At 54.7% G+C, this 18,818-nt stretch carries 17 protein-coding genes; 8 read left to right on the top strand and 9 right to left on the bottom strand.

The genetic code is table 11. The features are described from left to right. From H8S11_RS11985 to H8S11_RS11975, 3 genes are all read right to left on the bottom strand, one after another. On the bottom strand, positions 1-4,446 hold a 4,446-nt coding region (locus H8S11_RS11985), incomplete at its 3' end, for a M20/M25/M40 family metallo-hydrolase (RefSeq protein WP_186853280.1). Positions 4,447-4,759: 313 nt separating this feature from the next. Beyond that, positions 4,760-4,951, bottom strand: coding sequence for a helix-turn-helix transcriptional regulator (locus tag H8S11_RS11980; protein ID WP_147571923.1), 192 nt, complete (start codon positions 4,949-4,951; stop codon positions 4,760-4,762). A gap of 2 nt (positions 4,952-4,953) precedes the next feature. Next, complete coding sequence (locus tag H8S11_RS11975; protein ID WP_240287563.1) at positions 4,954-5,250, bottom strand: hypothetical protein; 297 nt, start codon at positions 5,248-5,250, stop codon at positions 4,954-4,956. 207 nt (positions 5,251-5,457) lie between these two features. Here H8S11_RS11975 and H8S11_RS11970 point away from each other — a divergent pair, with 207 nt between their 5' ends. From H8S11_RS11970 to H8S11_RS11960, 3 genes are all read left to right on the top strand, one after another. Then, positions 5,458-5,862: a Mini-ribonuclease 3 gene (locus H8S11_RS11970; protein WP_147571924.1), complete on the top strand. Its 405-nt coding sequence runs from the start codon at positions 5,458-5,460 to the stop codon at positions 5,860-5,862. 41 nt (positions 5,863-5,903) lie between these two features. Further along, on the top strand, positions 5,904-7,679 hold the full coding sequence (locus H8S11_RS11965; protein WP_186853279.1) for an Rqc2 family fibronectin-binding protein: 1,776 nt from the start codon (positions 5,904-5,906) through the stop codon (positions 7,677-7,679). 215 nt (positions 7,680-7,894) lie between these two features. After that, a complete protein-coding gene (locus H8S11_RS11960) occupies positions 7,895-8,164 on the top strand; it encodes a DUF6514 family protein (protein WP_147571926.1) in 270 nt (89 codons plus the stop codon). Positions 8,165-8,202: 38 nt separating this feature from the next. Here H8S11_RS11960 and H8S11_RS11955 read toward each other — a convergent pair whose 3' ends face one another. The 5 genes from H8S11_RS11955 to trmD form a co-directional block, all read right to left on the bottom strand. Next, on the bottom strand, positions 8,203-8,328 hold the full coding sequence (locus H8S11_RS11955) for a sodium pump decarboxylase gamma subunit (RefSeq protein WP_147571927.1): 126 nt from the start codon (positions 8,326-8,328) through the stop codon (positions 8,203-8,205). 24 nt (positions 8,329-8,352) lie between these two features. Further along, positions 8,353-9,504 (bottom strand): sodium ion-translocating decarboxylase subunit beta, encoded by a 1,152-nt coding sequence (locus tag H8S11_RS11950; protein WP_186853278.1) that lies wholly within the window; start codon positions 9,502-9,504, stop codon positions 8,353-8,355. Positions 9,505-9,750: 246 nt separating this feature from the next. Then, positions 9,751-10,341 carry a hydrolase gene (locus H8S11_RS11945; RefSeq protein WP_207721983.1) on the bottom strand — a complete coding sequence of 197 codons (591 nt, stop codon included), beginning with the start codon at positions 10,339-10,341 and terminating at the stop codon, positions 9,751-9,753. An 81-nt stretch (positions 10,342-10,422) separates the two neighbouring features. Then, on the bottom strand, positions 10,423-11,259 hold the full coding sequence (locus H8S11_RS11940) for a DegV family protein (RefSeq protein ID WP_186853277.1): 837 nt from the start codon (positions 11,257-11,259) through the stop codon (positions 10,423-10,425). Positions 11,260-11,340: 81 nt separating this feature from the next. Continuing rightward, complete coding sequence (gene trmD, locus H8S11_RS11935; RefSeq protein WP_186853276.1) at positions 11,341-12,120, bottom strand: tRNA (guanosine(37)-N1)-methyltransferase TrmD; 780 nt, start codon at positions 12,118-12,120, stop codon at positions 11,341-11,343. Between the two features lie 186 nt (positions 12,121-12,306). On the opposite strand from trmD, the gene H8S11_RS11930 reads away from it, so the two are divergent. Both H8S11_RS11930 and H8S11_RS11925 read left to right on the top strand, forming a co-directional pair. Continuing rightward, positions 12,307-13,659 (top strand): oxygen-binding di-iron domain-containing protein, encoded by a 1,353-nt coding sequence (locus H8S11_RS11930; protein ID WP_147571932.1) that lies wholly within the window; start codon positions 12,307-12,309, stop codon positions 13,657-13,659. A 102-nt stretch (positions 13,660-13,761) separates the two neighbouring features. After that, positions 13,762-13,881: a rubredoxin gene (locus tag H8S11_RS11925; RefSeq protein WP_374740223.1), complete on the top strand. Its 120-nt coding sequence runs from the start codon at positions 13,762-13,764 to the stop codon at positions 13,879-13,881. Positions 13,882-13,920: 39 nt separating this feature from the next. On the opposite strand, the gene H8S11_RS11920 is transcribed toward H8S11_RS11925, so the two are convergent. Next, positions 13,921-15,168, bottom strand: a complete 1,248-nt coding sequence (locus H8S11_RS11920) for a glycosyltransferase family 2 protein (RefSeq protein WP_186853275.1) — start codon at positions 15,166-15,168, stop codon at positions 13,921-13,923. 357 nt (positions 15,169-15,525) lie between these two features. On the opposite strand from H8S11_RS11920, the gene H8S11_RS11915 reads away from it, so the two are divergent. Genes H8S11_RS11915 through H8S11_RS11905 form a run of 3 tightly spaced genes read left to right on the top strand, consistent with a single transcriptional unit; the run spans position 15,526 to position 18,806 of the window. Further along, complete coding sequence (locus H8S11_RS11915; protein WP_186853274.1) at positions 15,526-16,638, top strand: betaine/proline/choline family ABC transporter ATP-binding protein; 1,113 nt, start codon at positions 15,526-15,528, stop codon at positions 16,636-16,638. 6 nt (positions 16,639-16,644) lie between these two features. Beyond that, a complete protein-coding gene (locus tag H8S11_RS11910; protein WP_147571936.1) occupies positions 16,645-17,277 on the top strand; it encodes an ABC transporter permease in 633 nt (210 codons plus the stop codon). Next, positions 17,274-18,806: a glycine betaine ABC transporter substrate-binding protein gene (locus H8S11_RS11905; protein ID WP_186853273.1), complete on the top strand. Its 1,533-nt coding sequence runs from the start codon at positions 17,274-17,276 to the stop codon at positions 18,804-18,806. Before H8S11_RS11910 ends, H8S11_RS11905 begins: the two co-directional genes overlap by 4 nt. Positions 18,807-18,818: the final 12 nt, after the last annotated feature.

The following is an 18,818-nucleotide window of genomic DNA, read 5'->3' as shown; positions in this document are numbered from 1 at the left end:
GGACACACCGGACATCAGGCCGTTGTCCAGGGCGTAGTCCACCGCCTCATGGTACCAGGCGTCCTCGTCCACATCCCGGAAGCCGGCGGCGGGGCAGGTATCCTGGTGGTCGATCTCCATGAAGGAGGCCTCAATGGTGACCTTGGACCGGGGCATCTTGAAGGTATACTTGCCGTCGCCCTTGTCGGTCAGCTTGATCTCGTCCCCGCTCTTGTCGGTGACGGTCAGCTCGTCCAACTCATAGCCCTCGTCGGCCTTGACAGTGATGGTCACCGTCCGGCCGCTGGAGGCGCTCCTGGGGGACACGGTCACAGTGCCGTTTTCGATGTTCTTGTCCACGCTGATGGAGTAGCTGCTGGAACCGCCCCCACCGCCGCTACTACCGCCACCTGTAATCTGGTCCGTGTTGAGCACAGCATAGATTGCATCCGGGGACTGGAAGCAAGCGTCCTTCCCATCGTCGCCGAATAGGAAGAAACCGCGCTTCTCGATTTGTCCTCGCTCAGGGAAAGGATTCTCGTTTCCGGCAGCCAGCCAATCTTCATTCAGCTTAAACAGGTCGGTCTTGGAGTCGGCCATCACGGGCTCGACACCGGTATACTCGCCGTCGATGATAGCCACATTGACCGCCACATAGACTGCGTCTTCATTATTCTCATCCACACGGATAGAGAAGTAGTCCTCAGCCTTCTGATCGTCAGGAACGGTCAGTGCGACGGAAGTACCATCCTTCAACAGACTGAAACTGACCATATCCAGTTCTCCGCTGCGGAGAGCGTTCCAGTCAGCAGAACTCATGTCGCTGGGACGTTCATACTTAAATTCAAGGCGCATGGGCAGAACAAAGTCGTTCTCCTGGAAGTCTTGATCGTCCAGAGACAGGTACACGCCACCTGATTCGTGCCCCAGATCATATGCAATCTGGCTCTTGGTGCCGTTCCCCCGTTTGGCCCACATATGAATCTCAAAGTCAGTGGCACCGATCAATTCATCTCCGTCCAGAATGGTTGTGCTGATTTTATCGGATGCGTCCTGGTAGGTGTCAATGGTTACGTCCAGCAGGTCCAAGTCAGCCCGGTCAGCATTAAGGCCTTCCAGATCCGCCCACATAAACTGTGCGCCCGCAGAGCCAGAGTAGCGGGCCATCTCCAGCATTCCGTCAGCCATCATCTTGGTCATTTGCACAATGGACTCAACGCTGATGCGCTCGTTGGCGGAGTGCCACCAACGCTCGTTACCAGGGATGACAGCGCCAAAGGCGGTCATCTTATTCTGATAGTCACTGGCCAGAGTACCGCCTGTGGTACCAACGGGATAGCTGATGTCCAGCAGTTCATTGGGACCGCTGAACTCATCGGGAGCAAACCTAATAGTTGCCTTATAGCTGGCATACTGGAGAGCGGTCAGGGGATTATCATGGGTCAGGTACAGACTGGGTGCGGAGAAAGACGGTACGTTTCCAGAGAGAGCAAAGCCATTCTTCTCACAAGCACTTACTACCGCCTGGGTTGCTGTCTTATAGTCGGATTCATTAGAGTGGATGCTTCTGATGACCAGGGGAATTTCCAAAGTCTTGCTTTCCTGGTCATAAAATGGGAACTTCGAGGGGTCCTCGTCGTTAATCGTGCCCATGGGTGCGATGGTCAGATTGGCTGTTCCGTCATTGGGGTTACGCAACAGATCTTCGGGGATGTCCATGTATTTGCCAATATAGGCTTCGCCCTCAACGCAGTTCTGGAAGAACAGGTTGGAGATGCCATCGGCGGCCTTTTTCAGCTCCATGTCCTCAGGGAGCGCCTGGGACAGGAGGTACATCCCCCAGACCACGGCGTTTTTGCTGTACATGGGCATAGGATACTCCATGGGCACATCGGTGTTGATCTCCATGGTTAAGGTGCTGTTATCTTCGGTCAGTTGGACTTTCTGGGTCTTGCCATCTTCCTTGGGCAGCCAGCCGCACTCCTCGGCGGCCTGTTCTACCTTCCGACAGAATTCCTCCACAGCGGCCTTCTCCGCATTGGAGGTGTCCAACACGAAAATAGCACGGGAGGCAATTTGGTTGGCACTACCGTACACGATGTCCTTCAGAGTGGGGTCGCCTTCGCGCAGGGTCACGCCGGCGCCGGTGCTTACTAAGGCGAAGGGCTTACCTAGGTCCCCTGAGAGGTTCATAGTAAGCGTGGGAGTCCACGCTTTTGTATTGCCTACCACCACAGGAAACCGGGAATCAGAGGTATAGGCAGCGATGGGGATTTCTTCCCGGTTCAGCGTCTTATAGGTCCAGTTGTCATAGAAGCTAGGGGCGCTGTAATATGGAATATCGATATAGTTCAAAGTGTCGTCCGCACTCGGTTTTGCAGGACTTCCATCCTCATAGCAGCCCATGACTATGCGGATGCGGCGGTCGAACTCCACACCGGAGTCCTGAAGGGCCTTAGCCGCAAAGAGGGTAGCCAGGGTGGGACCGCTGTCGTCCTGGACGCCAGCGCCGTACAGCCAACCGTCCTTTACATAGGGGGTGTGGTAGGCTGCTGGGTCACCGCCTTCTGCACCCAGCTTCCCGGTTGGATCTCTCCAGCGTTTCAGCTGGGCATCAGAAATTGAGCCGGTAGGCGAGTCCAAATGACTAAGGGCCATGACCATTTCGGGGGCGTCGGGATCGCCAATTTCTACATAAACGTACTTATCCTCCTGGCGCTGGACCACTTCTAGCCCTAATGCCTCACCCAGTTCCTTGACCCAAGCTAGCTTGGCTACCTTGCGATCATGCTCATTTTTATTGGCCTCGGTGTTGGGCACATAGAATGGATACTCCGTTGGCGCGTCACCAGATGCAGTTGCGCCATAGGAGATAGAGTCATAGCTAGAGCCCTCAGCCAGAGCCCCTACCAATGTATAAGGATTATATGTTTCGTCTCCGACCACCATGTCACCAACGTAACCGGCCAGGTTATCTACAGCCTCGTGAATTGCGGCGCGCTCCTCGTCAGTAACAGTGAACTCATAGGTAACTGCGGGCTGGAACGGCTCATCATCTCCTTCATCACCGCCACCTGGGATCTCTTCCTCTTCTTCCTCAATCTTGAGTCTGGCATACTCAACCAGAGCCCGCAGAGGGGCGTTGGACAAATCCTGGTCCACGTCAATGTCCCTGGTATCCTCCAGAGCGTCACGCTCAGGATGCCATTGAAGCGCCAGAGCGAATGTAGCCTCTTGGTACTCCACAGCCTCGATGATGCCGTCGGAGGACTTTGCCACTACGGTCAGTCCATCGGCCAGATTTTCAGGATCGATGGACTGATGGTGGGCAGTGGCAACCAGTTCGATCTCATCAGAGCCGATAATGTCATACAGCCACTTGGAATCCGTCGCAATACCTATGCCATCGCCGTCTGTGCCGGCGTCCAGTTTATGATAACCCTTACCGCCGCTGTGGACCAGCCCGTCAATCTGCACGCGCAGGTGACCAGCTTTACAGTCTTCACCAAATTCGGTGTAAGTTCCAGTCCCTTTGTCGTAGGTGCTGCCAAGTTTTTCTCCGTTCTCGTCATACTTGGTGTAGCCGGTATCCTGTACGGACTCAGCCAGGATTTCAGGGATCTCTTCAAGGCCGAACTTTTCACAGGCGGCTTCAAGCTGGGCCATTTCCGACTCAGAGGGGCCGGAAAGCACGCCAGTGACGCGGGCGGGAGAGATCTCTCCTTTGAGCACCTGCTGACCCAGATAATAAGGTACGTCCTGGATCAGTTTGCCGCCGAGGGCGACGTTGAAACCCTGCTCACCCCGGCAGACGGCCAGCAGAGGCACGTCTAGTTCAACAGCCTTACGCATCAGGTAAATATCTGAGGTATCACGGGCGTCGTTCCAGCCGGAAGACCCGTGGGGAGTTTGTATTTCATGATAGAGGTCAGGATTCCAGTCCTCTCCGCCAGTAAAGAAAATACCGTCAATAGAGGAAAGGACATCTGCGGCCTCTTCTTCCGTTTTCACCTGTGGCAGAAAAACGGAAATTGCGCCGTTGCGCTCAAACGCCTCAGCGAAGCCACTGTAATCACTTCCAATGGAATCTTTCTTCCAGGAAATTCCGATAATGGGGCGTTCGGCAATGGATTGTACCACGATCTCTGTAACTGAACCGTCTGTAATGGTTAGATTTGCGGTAATTGCATCGCCGAGGTCATCAGGCGTGCCGAGGGCGGTTTTCAATTCGTCAATGGAACTAATGCCCTCTCCTGACACATGAGTTGCCTCTGTCATTGCGGAGGAATAAACTACGTTGTACTCTAGCTCATTATCTGCATTGATCGTGTAAAGAATGGCATCTTCCACTTTCGAGCCCTGTGCGGCGGGCTGTGCAGAAACGCTCACCGTCAGTAGCCCCATAAGCATGGTGAGTACCAAGAGCATACTGATCATCCGGGATGTGCGCTTGCTGGGAACGTTCATTTTTTGACCTCCTTTTTTAATGTGCTGTGCATCAGGATGCCGAAGCAGAGCTTGCAGTATAGGACGACTTCCCATTTACCTCCTTATTCATTTTAATAATCTGCTATCGGCATCCTGAAAAAGTGTACTTTTCCAAATTTTGGATAGTACATCTTTCTAATATCAAATATAGCATTAACGCCAGAAAAAAGCAACAATTTAATTTTGTTTTTATTCTAATCTCCAAATTTATAAAAGTACACTTTTATAAATTATCCAGATTCTTCCTATAAAAACTCCCCCTGCCCTCATAAGGGCAGGGGGAGTTTCTTTTTCATTCACATCGAAACAGGGCATCCACCGTAGTGCCCAGCACCCGGGCCAGGCAGAACGCCAAGGCCAGCGTCGGGTCATACTTATTGTTCTCGATGGCGTTGACCGTCTGCCGGGATACATGGCAGAGCTTTGCCAGCTCCTCCTGTGAGATGCCCCGCTCTTTTCGCAGCTCACGGATCCTATTCTCCACGGTCAATCACCATATTTCTTTCTATAAATCATCAGCACAACAAAGTAAATCGTCGCTGTCGAAGCCAAATGAATAAAGGGATTGACGGCCATGGGCTGGCTCCGCACCAGATTTTCAATGATATCCAGCACCAGGGCACCAGAGGCCCCCAATAATGTATAGGTACTGGTCTTCCAGACGATCATCTGCCTCCGCTCATCCCCCTGGCGCACCAGAGAGACGATCATCCCCACATCCAGCACAATCAGAAGCAGCAGAAATACGCCAAAGGCCAGCAGGCCGATCTCCGTCATAGTCATAACCAGGTTCCTCCTACTCCATATTGATATATGTCAAACTCTTTTGACATTTTTAAGATATCATAGACTTCAAAATATGTCAAGAGTTTTTTACATTTCGATTCTGTGGACGCTGTAACTGTCGCAACCCGCTCCTCACACACCCTTGTATTTTCCCCTCAGACATGGTATCATAAGGGGCCAAAATCCGCAGGGAGGTCTATTTTGATGACTGACTATTTCCATCTTGATATGGGCCGGGATCAGCTTCTGGCCCTGTCCAGCCTCGGGCTGGCCCACTTGGGGGACAGCGTATTTGAGGTGATGGTACGCTCCTGGCTCTGCCTCCATGGCAAGGCCAAGGTAAAGGACCTCCACCGGGCGACCGTAACCTATGTGGCCGCGCCCGCTCAGGCCCGGCGGCTGGAGCGAATCCTGCCCCTGCTTACCCAGGAGGAGGAGGATGTCTTTCGGCGTGGACGAAATACCGCGCCCCACTCGGTCCCCAAGGCGGCCAGCCGGGGAGAATACCAGGCTGCCACCGGACTGGAGGCCCTGTTTGGATGGCTGTATCTCCAAGGGAGGACAGAGCGGCTCAATCAGCTGTTTGAAGTGATGATGGGAGAGGAATAAGCGCCCCATCCCTCCCCAGTTCTTTTGCGAGGTGGATATCTATGCCCTTAGACGCACTCTGCCTTTCCGGCATCGTCCATGAATTGAATACAGCGCTGGCAGGCTCCAAGATTGATAAGATCTATCAGCCCGGCCGGGATGAGATCCTCTTGGCTCTCCGGACCCAAGGGGGCAACGCAAAGCTGCTGCTGTCCGCCAATCCCAGCCACCCCCGGCCCCAGCTCACTCAGCTGCCCCGTGAAAACCCCGATACCCCCCCTATGTTCTGTATGCTGCTCCGCAAGCACCTCACCTCTGGACGGATTCTGGAAGTCACTCAGCCTCCGCTGGAGCGGGTGGTAGAATTTCGTCTGGAGGCCCTGGACGAGCTGGGCGACCGGGTGGAACGCCGGCTGATGCTGGAGGTTATCAGCCACCGGGCCAATCTGGTCCTGCTGGATGGCGAGGGCCGCATCCTGGACTGTATCCGCCGGGTGGACTCCGGCCTGTCTGACGGCACCGGGAGCAGACGGCTCCTCCAGCCTGGGATGTTCTACCGCCTCCCCCCCGCCCAGAGCAAGGAGGATCCGCTACATGCGGACAGGCAGCGGCTGGAGGAACTGCTGTCCACCGCCCCAGACGAGGCCCAGGCCGACAAATGGCTGTTGGACACTTTTGGAGGACTCTCTCCCCTAGTCTGCCGGGAACTGGCCCAGCAGGCGGGTGGCAGCACCGACATTCGTCTGAATGTCCTGGGCCCGGCGGGCCGGACCAGGCTGTTGGACCAACTGGAACGGCTCATTCGTTCCGTGAAGGAAAACCACTTTCATCCGACGCTTATCTACCTCGATGGGAAGGCAAAGGATTTCACATTTCTTCCGGTTACTCAGTATGGTGGAGCGGCGAAGCTGGAGAACTGGCCCACTTTCTCCGCTATGCTGGACCAGTTCTACGAGCAGAAAGAAAGTCTGGAACGGATCAAACAGAAGGGGCAGGATTTGATTCGCTCTGTCACCAACGCCAGGGACCGCACCGCCCGGAAAATTGGCAATCAGGAAAAGGAGCTGGCCGCCACGCTGGACCGCGACCGACTTCGTGAGCTGGGTGACATCCTGACCAGCAGTCTCCATTTGATGAAAAAGGGGATGTCCCGACTTCGGACGGTAGATTTCTATGACCCGGATGGCAAGGAAGTAGACATCAAGCTAGATCCCCTCCTGACTCCCCAGCAGAACGCCGCAAAGTATTATAAGGATTATAACAAGGCCAAAAAGGCGGAGGAGATGCTGACCATCCAGCTTGAGAAGGGGCGCAAGGAGTTAGATTACCTGAACAGCGTTCTGGAGAATATCACTCTGGCAGAGGGGGAGCGTGACCTTCAGGAGATCCGTCAGGAGCTCACCGACACCGGATACCTGCGCCGCCAAGCCAAGGCGCGTGACCGAGGGAGGCGGGTGTCCTCCAAGCCTATGGAGTTCCGTTCCTCCGCCGGGCTGCGCATCTCGGTAGGTAAAAATAATATACAGAACGACCTGCTCACCTGTAAACAAGCCTTCAAGAGCGACATTTGGTTCCATACCCAGAAGATACATGGCTCCCATGTCATCCTGTGGACCGAGGGGAGGCAGCCCGACGCCCAGAGCCTGACCGAGGCCGCGGGTCTGGCCGCCTGGTTCTCCCAGGGCCGGGACAGCGGCAAGGTCCCAGTGGACTATACGCCGGTAAAGTATGTGAAAAAGCCCGCTGGTGCCCGCCCCGGCATGGTGGTATACACCACTTATGAAACCGCCTGGGTGACCCCTGATGGTGAGCTATCCAAGCGCCTCCGCGTCAAATGACCCCTCTCCCCTCCGCCGGTTCTGGCGGAGGGGATTTCTTTTCCCCTTAACGTCTCTTTTTTCGACCCGTTTTTCCTTTTCTCCTCTCTCTGGCTAAAAAAGAGTGTCGAATAGCAGCGAATTGGGCTTTCTTTTGCGATATCTTTTTCTTTTCATTCTCCCATTACCCACTATATAATGTATTTACAACGAAAATCCGGGAGGTGAAGCACAAGATGATGGAAATGAAAATCGCATCAAGAAGCTGCGCGGACGACCTAGGAAGACAGCGTACATTTCACTACTATCTCACAGTGGATCAGATACCCGTTGGTCAGTTCTGCTGTGAGGACTATGGTGTACGGATTGACGAGGAAGATGGGGATTCCGCCTCGGTGCCGTCCATTACCACAAGCCCTGTCCGCATTGATGAGCTGATGACCCTTTTAGTGGACAACCTTGTGGGACCTGTCAGTCTGGAGGACGTAATAGATGACTGGAAATAAATCGTGCCGGGCCCACTTAGGTGGGCCCGGCACATCTGTTACTTCTTTCGGTTTTCAAACTTCTGCATCAGGGCTACCAGCCCGGCAATCAATCCCAGCACAACAAAAATGCCCAGCATCCCCTGCCCCATCATTCCAAGGGCATGGATTATATTCTCATTCATATTCTTTTCCTCCTTGTTCCACTGTTACAGGATAGGATTATTAGCGAAATACTGCAGTACCACGCCGCCGGCCACCACAGAGGCGATCTGTCCGGACACGTTGGCGGCCACCGCGTGCATCAGCAGGTGGTTCTGGGAGTCAGCCTCCTGCCCCAGCTTCTCAATGACCCGTGAGGACATGGGGAAGGCAGAGATGCCCGCGGCGCCCACCATGGGGTTGATCTTATTCTTTGGGGTGATCAGGTTGAGCACCTTGACAAAGAGAACACCCACCACCGAGTCCAGCACAAAGGCCACCAGGCCCAGCCCCATGATCATCAGGGTCTGCCACTGAACGAACTGCTCTGCCCGCATGGAGAAGGAAATCGTGATGCCCAGCAGCAGAGTAATCAAGTTTGCCAGCTCGTTTTGAGCCGTCTGGGACAGGCTGGTCAGCACGCCGCACTCCCGAATCAAGTTGCCGAACATAAGGAAGCCCACCAGTGCCACCGAGGAGGGGGCCACCAGACCAGCGATGGCGGTAACCACGATGGGGAACAGGATGCGCAGCCGCTTAGACACTCCCTGGGCCCGATAGGGCATCCGCATAGCCCGGTCCTTTTTTGTGGTGACCAGCTTGATGGCAAAGGGCTGGATAATGGGTACAAGGGCCATGTAGGAGTAGGCCGCCACGGCGATGGCACCCACATAGTCGGATTTTAGTATCTGGGACACCAGGATAGAGGTGGGCCCATCAGCGGCGCCGATGATACCGATAGAAGCGGCGTCCTTCAAGTCAAAGCCCAGTCCAGCCGCAAACAGGATGGTCAGGAAGATGCCCGCCTGGGCAGCCGCGCCACACAGGAACAGCTTGGGATTGGCCAGCAGGGGGCCGAAGTCTATCATGGCGCCAATACCGATAAAGAGCAGGATCGGCATGGCCTCGCTGGCCTCAATGCCCACCTCAAAGAGCCACTGGATGATACCGTGGGTCTCTCCGATGCCCTCGCTGACTTGGTTGATAACTCCGGACAGGGGCAGGTTTACCAAAATCGCGCCAAAGCCCATAGGCATCAGCAGTGCCGGCTCAAAGCCCTTTTCAATGGCCAGCCAAATAAGCAGTCCACCCACCACATACATGACAACCTGCTGTGGCGTAATGGACAGCACACCCTGCCACAAAAACTCAAGTCCCATTCTTCCGACTTCCTTTCTCTTCCATCTTCAATATCTTTGTGTGGGAAGTTTGCCCGATATCCGTAAAAAAAGACCTGCGTTCCCATATTTGGAACGCAGGTCTGGTCATTTCAGGCAAAACCAGAAGGCGGCTGGCACCTTCATGCTTGTTGGCTTGCCGCGCGGAGGGCCGCGCCGACTACTCCCCTTAACAGCACACATCGTATCACATACTTCCTGCCATTGTCAAGGACCGGGCAGGATTTTTTAATCTTTCTTAACGAGGTCTGTCATGGCCTGTTCAATCGCTGCTTCCTCCTGCCGCATGGCTCGCAGGGTCATATCTAGCAGCTTATCAAGGTCCCATCCCAGCAGCTCTGCCCCTCTGGCGATTACATCCCTGGAGCAGCCAGCGGCGAACTTCTTGTCCTTAAATTTCTTTTTCAGCGATTTGAGCTCCATATCCGCCACACTTCTGGAGGGACGCATCAGAGCGGCCGCCCCAATCAGTCCGGTAAGCTCATCCGCAGCATAGAGTACCTTCTCCATCTCATGTTCAGGTTTGATCTCCACCCGCATTCCCCAGCCGTGGCTCGCTGTCGCGTGGATGATGGGCTCCTCTACTCCAGCCTCCCGCATCAGCTCCTGGCTTTTGACGCAGTGCTCCTCCGGCCAGCGTTCAAAATCCAGGTCGTGGAGCAGGCCCACCAGGGACCAAAACTCCTTCTCTTGACCATAGCCCAGCTCCTGGGAGAACCATCCCATGACGTGCTCCACGGTAATGGCGTGGCGCAGATGGAAGGGCTCCTCATTGTATTTGGTCAGCAGGTCCCACGCCTGCTGTCTAGTGATAGACATCATATCCACTTCCTATTTTTTCTTTCCTATAGCCCTTTTTCTGTAAAGGACGCTTCCCCACAGTCCAGACCTACAGAAACTTTAATAGGCGGTCACAATACCGCCGTCGTTGGCATAGACAGAGGTGATACCTCCGGCTTCCAAAATAATGGTCTGGGCAAATTTACATTTGGCTTCTACCATATCCTTAACCTGGAAGGCCCGCTCCAGACAGTTGCAGTGAGTGATGGCCAATGTCTTGCCTTGGTGCCCTGGATCGCCGGCCATTTTATCCACCATCTTGACCAGAGCCTGTCTGGTGGTAAGGGCCTGACCCAGCTTGCATATCTCCCCCTCTGGGGTTGCGGCCATAAGCAGCTTAATCTTCAGCGCTCCGGTGACCACTGCCTGGAGTCTAGTTAGGCGACCGTTCTTTCTCAAATTCTCCAGGGATTCCAATACGAAAAGGGTCTGCATCTGGTAGATGAACTGCTCCACCTCCCGCACCACATGCTTAAAGGCCATACCACTGGAGGCCAGCTCCCGTATTTTCAGGGCGGTAAGCACCTCACCGGAGGAGGCGGAGCAGGAGTTGAACACATGGACATTGACTTGGGGCTCCTCTTCCTCCAGTAGGAGCTTACCCTGGACCGCACTGTTATGGGACCCACTGAGTAGAGCGGACAGGGTAACTACATAGACATCTTCCGCTCCTCCACGGTAGGCATCCAGATAGGACTGAGGCGATGGACATGAGGTAGAGGGAGCGTCTTCGCTCTGTCGCATAGACCAGAGCAGATCAGCTTGATCGAAGCCCTCGTCGTCCACAAAGGTACTGCCATTCGAGCGGATGGTCAATGGCACCTTAACAAAGCAGGGGTCCTTCAGCATCTGGGGGGATAGGTCGCAGCAGCTGTCCACAACGATTTCAAAACTCATGTATCCCATCTCCAAACATAGTCTTTAAAATTAGATTGTGCAAACTAGTTTACCACACCCTTCGTGGAAAGTAAAGAAAAATCAGTCAGGGGTATTCTCCGCATAGGGCCTCTCATCTCTCAGCTCCTCGTCCAGCTCCTTTAACAGCTTTCTGTCCTCTTTGGATGAGAGGTCCAGCTTCTCATACAGGTCCGGCCGACGCTCCCTAGTTCGGAGGATGGACTGCTTTCTCCGCCACTGTTCCACTTTGGCGTGATTGCCGGACAAAAGAATCGGGGGCACTGTTCGGTCGTGCCATACCTCCGGTCTGGAATACTGAGGCGCCTCCAGCATACCGTTCCAATGGCTTTCGTTCTCATAGCACGATGGGTCAGACAGCACGCCGGGCACCAGCCGGCACACAGCGTCGGCCACCGCCATGGCGGGGATCTCGCCTCCGGTCATCACAAAATCTCCAATAGAGATCTCTTCATCCACACACTCGTCGATAAACCGCTGGTCGATCCCTTCATAGTGCCCACAGACCAGAATAATGCGCTGATAGTCGTCCTTCAGTCGTCTGGCGTCGGCCTGCCGGAAGGTCCTGCCCGCCGGAGACATATAGATAGTGTGGATTCTTTCCCCCGCTTCATCACAAATATGCTTCCAGCATTGATAGAGGGGATCGGCCTGCATGACAGCACCTCTTCCGCCGCCGTAGGGGTAATCGTCCACCTGTTTCTGCTTATTTTTTGTATAATCCCGGATCTGGTGACAGTCGATGCGGATATAGCCCCGCTCCTGTCCCCGCCCTAAAATAGACTCGCATAGCATATCTCCCACCACGTCTGGAAATAATGTCATAATATCAATGTGATACATGGAACGGCCACTCCCTCCTATCGCAACTATTTTGTCTTATTATACGGTATCTTTTCCTCTTTTTCAATGTACTTTTCCGAAATCAAAAGCTTCTAATAAAAAAGAACTATTCCTACTATCTTTTTGGAAGAAAATGTGGTATGATAGCGGTGGTAAAAATCTCCTTTTAGAAAGTGAGGTCCAGATATGTACTGTATCCGCAAAGTGACAAATGACTTGCTGTGGATTGGCGGAAATGATCGGCAGACTCCCAAGTTCGAGGCCGCCCACCCCGTTCCCAGAGGGATGTCCTATAACTCCTATCTCCTTTTGGATGAGAAAACCGTCCTCTTTGACACGGTGGATCGGGCCGTTCAGACCCAGTTCTTTGAAAATCTGGAGCAGGCCCTCCATGGACGCAAGCTGGACTATGTCTTTGTCCACCACATGGAGCCCGACCACGCCGCCACCCTGGGCGACCTGATGATCCGGTATCCCGAGGCTCGCATCGTATGTAATGGCAAGTCGGTGAACATGATCCGTCAGTTCCACTGCGCAGATCCGAACCACGCCATTTTGGTCAATGAGGGGGATACGATCTCCACTGGCCGGCACACCTTTACCTTTGCCAACGCTCCCATGGTCCACTGGCCCGAGGTGATGGTCAGCTACGACAGCACCGACAAGATCCTGTTTTCCGCCGACGCCTTCGGCACCTTTGGCGCATTGAACGGCGTCCTCTTCGCCGATGAGTTGGACTTTGACCGGGATTGGCTGGATGAGGCCCGGCGGTACTACACCAACATCGTGGGCAAGTATGGCCCCCAGGTGGCCGCCCTGCTGAAAAAGGCTGCCGGGCTGGATATCCAAATGATTTGTCCCCTCCACGGCCCCGTCTGGCGTAAGGACCTGGGCTATATTCTGGACAAATACTCCAAGTGGGCTGCTTACGAGCCCGAGGAGCAGGGCGTCCTCATCGCCTTTGCCTCCATTTACGGAGGGACCGAGACTGCGGCCGCTATCCTGGCCTGCCGGCTGTCTGAGTTGGGCATCCGGACGGAAATGTATGATGTGTCGGTAACTCACTACTCCTATGTGCTGTCCGACTGCTTCAAGTACAGTCACATCGTCTTTGCCTCCCCCACCTTCAATAATGGTATCTTCGACCCTATGGAGCACCTGCTCCGTGACCTGCTCCATCACAACCTGCAAAACCGGAAGGTAGCCCTGATCCAGAACGGCTCCTGGGCCCCCGCCAGCGGGAAGCTGATGACCCAGGTACTGTGTGAGATGAAAAATATGGAGTTGCTTCAGGAGCCCATCACTCTGAAGTCCGCTCTTGCCCCAGGTCAGGAGAAAGAGTTGGAGGAATTGGCCCAGGTATTGGCCGCCTCTGTCAAAGGTGAGGCATCTACTCCTGTCCAGGAGCCCGCGGCGGACAAGCCCAAGGGCTTTGTATGTAAGATCTGCGGCTTTATCTATGAGAGTGACACCCTGCCCCCTGATTTCGTCTGCCCAATCTGCCGTCGGCCTGCCAGTGACTTTGAGCCTGTCACCTGACTTTTCTGGCGGCTGACGCGAGCCTTCTATTCTAGGGCCGGCCGGTAAAGATATCGGTCTTTTGATAGCCCCTGACCACCAAGGAAGAAAGGAGGATGCCTGGTGAAGTATATCTGCGATCTGTGTGGTTTTATTTATGACGAGGCCACCGAGGGCCCCATGCCTGACGACTATACCTGCCCACTGTGTGGGGCTGACAAGAGCCACTTCCAGCCTGAATAAAAAAAGCCCCGGACATCTTGTGGATGTCCGGGGGCTTTTTTACCGGGTCAATGCCTCCGGGATGGTGGCACGGGTATGGCGGATCTCCTCCCATACGGTGGTCTTTTTCACAAAGCTGCCAAAGGTGATTGGGATCCAGGACAGGAGGAACAGCCAGTACAGGGCCAGCGCCTTCCACAGACGCCTGTCCCATTTTCCCTCCGCAGCCAGCACCAGTCCGGCCGCCAGGGTGGAGCCAAGGGCGGTCAGGCCCAGATTGAACACCAGAGCTCCCAAAAAGGCCGCCAGAGCCTGTCCGACCGTCTGTCCGAACAGAGCGGCCGCCAGAGAGGACAGCAGGAGATTGGCTACCGCTGCCACCTGATAGGCTGGGATCATCAGAGTAAAGCCCAGATCCGCCAGCCGGCCTCCTCCCTCCCGGCAGACGGAGGAACCAACGCGGGAGAGATAGGCCTGGGCTACCTGGAGCGTGCCGCTGGACCACCGCCGGCGCTGCTTGACGGACTCCTCATAGGTAAGTGGCTGCTCGTCATAGGTGACAGCCTTTGGCACCCACCATACCTTTTCTCCAGCCAGAACGCACTGGGCAGTGAGTTCCAGATCCTCACTAATGGTGGAGGAGTTCCAACCGCCCAGTTCCTCCAGCGCTTTTGAGGAAATCATGAAGCCGGTCCCTCCGATCATGGCCGAAAGGTCCATCCCCGCTTTGCCCCCGTTGTGAAACCGGTCCATCATCCAGTAGTAGATGGAACAGCAGCCGGATATCAGGGTATCGTAAGGGTTTTTGCTGTCCCGATAGCCCTGTGCGGCACGGGCTCCGGACATATAGGCGTTATTCATCTCAGTCAGAAACCGACTGTCTACCACGTTATCCGCGTCAAAGACGCACCACGCATCGTACTCCCGGCCCCGGAGGCGGTTATAGGCAAAGCGAAGGACCTCGCCTTTGCTGCGCACCGGAAAGGGACACTCCAGCACCCGGGCCCCGAAGTTTCGAGCGGCCAGTGCCGTGTTGTCCACACAGTTGTTTGGAATGACCCAGATATCGTACAGTTCCTGGGGATAGTCTTGCATTAAAAGACTATTAATGAGGGGGCCGATGACCAGTTCTTCGTTTCGTGCGGCAACCAGAATGGCGAAACGTGTCCTGGCCGGGTGCCAGCCACAGTCCACTGGCTTTCTCCAGGACATGAATCCGGTGAGCAGGTAATATCCTCCCCACAGGGCTACGGCCAGGCCTGATATGCCCGCCAGTGTCAGAATGGCTGATAGCAGCAGTCTTTCCATATTGTTCGCCTCCCTGTCTTGTTGCTTCTGATCCTAACAGGAAAATATTAAGGATAGACTGCTGGATTCATTAAGATTTGGTAAAGCTATTCTTAATCTCTCCCTCCTCACGCTCTTAATACTGCCTTATTTTTCATCGACTAAAATTTACATTTTATTAATTTGACAGCTTTTCCAATTTTTGATATACTAGTTTTGTGAATTATGCCCTTTTTCACTCATTTAAAGTCACCCAAGATTTCTGTCTGCGGATACCAATCGCTATTTTCCCCACTGGCGTTTTTCTGTTCTGATGTGGGGTGATTTTTTCCTTATGGCCCGGCCGTCTCTTGCGGCCAACGGAAAAGGAGGTCTATATTGCTTCGATTCGACCATGTTTCTCTCTCTTACGGCAGTCAAACCATATTAAATAATCTATCCTTTGAAATACAGGAGGGACAGTTTGCCGTTCTCATCGGCCCCTCCGGCTGCGGTAAAACCACCACGCTGAAGATGATAAACCGGCTCATCCAGCCCAACAGCGGACATATCTATCTAAATGACCAGGATATCAGTGCCGTGGACCGGGTAGAACTCCGCCGTCACACAGGCTATGTCATACAACAGATTGGTCTGTTCCCCAACATGACCGTCGCACAGAACATCTGTGTGGTGCCCAAACTGCTGAAATGGCCCAAGGAGAAGTGTGATCAGGTAGTCCATGACCTGCTGGAAATGGTCAATATGCCCTTTGACCAGTATGCCCACAAGTATCCCTCGGAGATGTCTGGTGGGCAGCAGCAGCGCATCGGCATCCTCCGGGCGCTGGCCGCCTCTCCTCCCGTTGTCCTGATGGATGAGCCCTTCAGTGCTTTGGACCCCATGACCAGGCGCTCCCTCCAGATTGAAGTCAAGAATCTGCAGCAAAAGCTGAACAAGACCATTATTTTTGTCACCCACGACATGGAGGAGGCTCTGGATCTGGCCGACGTCATCATCTTTATGGACCACGGCAATATTGTGCAGATGGCCCCGCCGGAGGAGATGCTGGAAAATCCCGCCACCGATCAGATCCGGGATTTCCTGGGTAAGCATCACGCCGGGCCCTCCCCTGAACAGCTGACGGTGGACCACTTCATGCGTACCGGAATCATTACGGTCAACCAGAACCGTGGTGTCAACGAGTGTGTCAGCCGGATGCAGCACCACAACGTGGACACCCTGCTGGTGGTGGATGAGTACCGTCACTATCAGGGCACTGTCTCCATCGCCGACATCCGCCTCACCGGCCATGTAGTCAAGACCATAGGCCCTCTGGTGCGGAACAGCACGCCCACGGTCCACAGGGGCGACAACGCCAAGGAGTGCTTTGACCAGCTGGTATCCAGCGGCTTCCCCTATCTGGTCGTCCTGAATGACGATCAGACGGTGGCCGGCATCATCACAAAGACCAGCATGGCCTCCGCCATGGCTGAACAGCTGTGGGGGTGATAGCGTATGTCCGAAGTATTGCTGTCCATTTTGCAAAAGACCGCCGAACATACTGGTTATACCCTCATCAGCGTGGCCATCGGCTTTGTACTGGGCCTCTCCCTGGGTATTGGACTTTCCCGCTTGCCTACCCTGGCTAAGTATCTGCTTCCCCTGTTATCTATCTTGAACACAGTACCCGGTATTGTCTTTATTGGTGTGCTGTTCATTCTGATCGGTATGACTCCGGCCACCGTCATCATTGCCCTGTCCATTTACGCCATGTTCCCGGTGTTGAAAAACACGGTCACCGGACTGAATGGCGTGGACCCCCAATATAAAGAGGCAGCCCGCGGCTGCGGCATGAGCCATTTCCAGAGGCTGTATCTGGTGGAACTGCCTCTGGCCATGCCCACCATCATCGGTGGGCTTCGGCTTTCCACCGTTTATACCGTCAGTTGGGCCGTACTAGCCGCCATGATCGGAGAAGGCGGACTGGGCGACTTTGTCTATAAGGGCGTCAGCAGTAACAACAACGAGCTCATCCTCCAAGGGGCCATTCCGGCGGCTGTTCTGGCCCTCACACTTGGCGCTCTGGTGGATCTGCTCCAGCGTCATGTGGTCCCCCGGGGCCTGCGGAAAGGCGGGGTGGGGAAATGAACGTTGCTTTGATATGGGACCATCTCTCTCTGGTCCTCTCCGCCCTCATCCTGGCTGTGGGCGTCGGTGTTCCCCTGGGCCTGCTGGCCTACCTGTTTCCCCGGTTTGGAAAAGCCATTCTCTGGGTGGTAGACCTGATCCAGACCGTCCCCGCCCTGGCCCTGCTGGGCATCATCATGGTGGTAATGGACCCCGGCTCCCCTACCGCCGTCATCGGTTTGACTCTATATTCCCTGCTTCCCATCGTACGCAATACCTCTCTCGGCCTGTCCCAGGTGCCTGAACACCTGAAGGAGGCGGCCACTGGCATGGGAATGAGTGGGACCTATCGGCTGCTCCATGTGGAAGTCCCTCTTGCGGTCCCCATGCTGGTCACAGGCATCCGCATCGCCGCAGTCAACGCCATCGGCACCGCCGTGTTTGCCTCCTTCGTGGGTGGAGGAGGTCTGGGCGGCCTGTTCTACACCGCCATCCGTCAGGAAAATATGGGCATGATCTTCGTGGGCACACTGGTACTCATGGTCATGGCCTTTGTCTTGGATGCTGGACTGAGCTATATGGAACACAGGCTGTCCAGCCACAGTCGGAAGAAGCTGCCCACCCCTGTCAAGGCCGTGGGCAGCACGGTCTTAGCCGTAGCCGGTGTTGCTCTGGTGGTATCTATGTTTCTCCCCGCTGATACGGGAGGCCAGCTCACCCTCTATGATGGGGACTACTCTGAGGTGAAGCTGATGCATTCCATGGTGGAGCAATTGGTGGAGGATAAGACCGATTTGGAAGTGGTGATCCTGGACCAGATGACTCAGGTGAACAACCACAATGAATTAAAGGGCAGCAATCCAAGCTGTGACTTGATGTTCAGCTATGACGGGACCATCCTCACCACCTTCCTTGGGATGGACACCACCGACATTCCAGAGGGAATGACGCTCTATGACTTCGTCAACCAGACAGTGAGTGAACTAGAAGGCCTGCATATGTTGGGCAAGGTCGGTCTGAATAACACCTATGCCATCGGCGTGACCCAGAACATCATTGACCGCTATGGTGTCTCCAAGATCTCTGATCTTATCCCCATCGCAGGTGAGCTTCGCTTCGGCGCGGAGCATGAGTTCTATACCGAAGAGGGCAGCATGAAGTATCAGCCCTTTGTAGATTACTATGGACTCACATTCCAGTCCGCCAAGCCGGTGGACGTGGTTCTGAAGTACAACGCCGTAGAAGAGGGCGCCTTTGACGTCATGGTGGTCTACGCCACTGACGGCCTGAACAAGCGTGCCGGCCTGACCATTCTGGAGGACGACCAGGGCTTCTTCCCGGAGTACTATGGGGCATTTCTGGTACGCAACGACCTGTTTGATGATTTTTATGAGGCCGCGCCCAATCTGGAGCAGGTTTTGGAGCTGCTTACCAACCAGGTATCCAGTGAGGATATGGTGGAGTTGACCTATGCCGTGGATGTCGACGGTCGTTCCGTACAGGAAGTCGCCCGAGAGTTTCTAGTAAGCAAGGACCTGCTGGCACAGTAAATATGATCCGGC

The organism is Flintibacter hominis, from assembly GCF_014287965.1.
Classification (GTDB): Bacteria; Bacillota; Clostridia; order Oscillospirales; family Oscillospiraceae; genus Lawsonibacter; species Lawsonibacter aceti.
The sequence above is the reverse complement of the archived record's forward strand: the minus strand, read 5'-3'. Positions and strand labels throughout refer to the sequence as shown.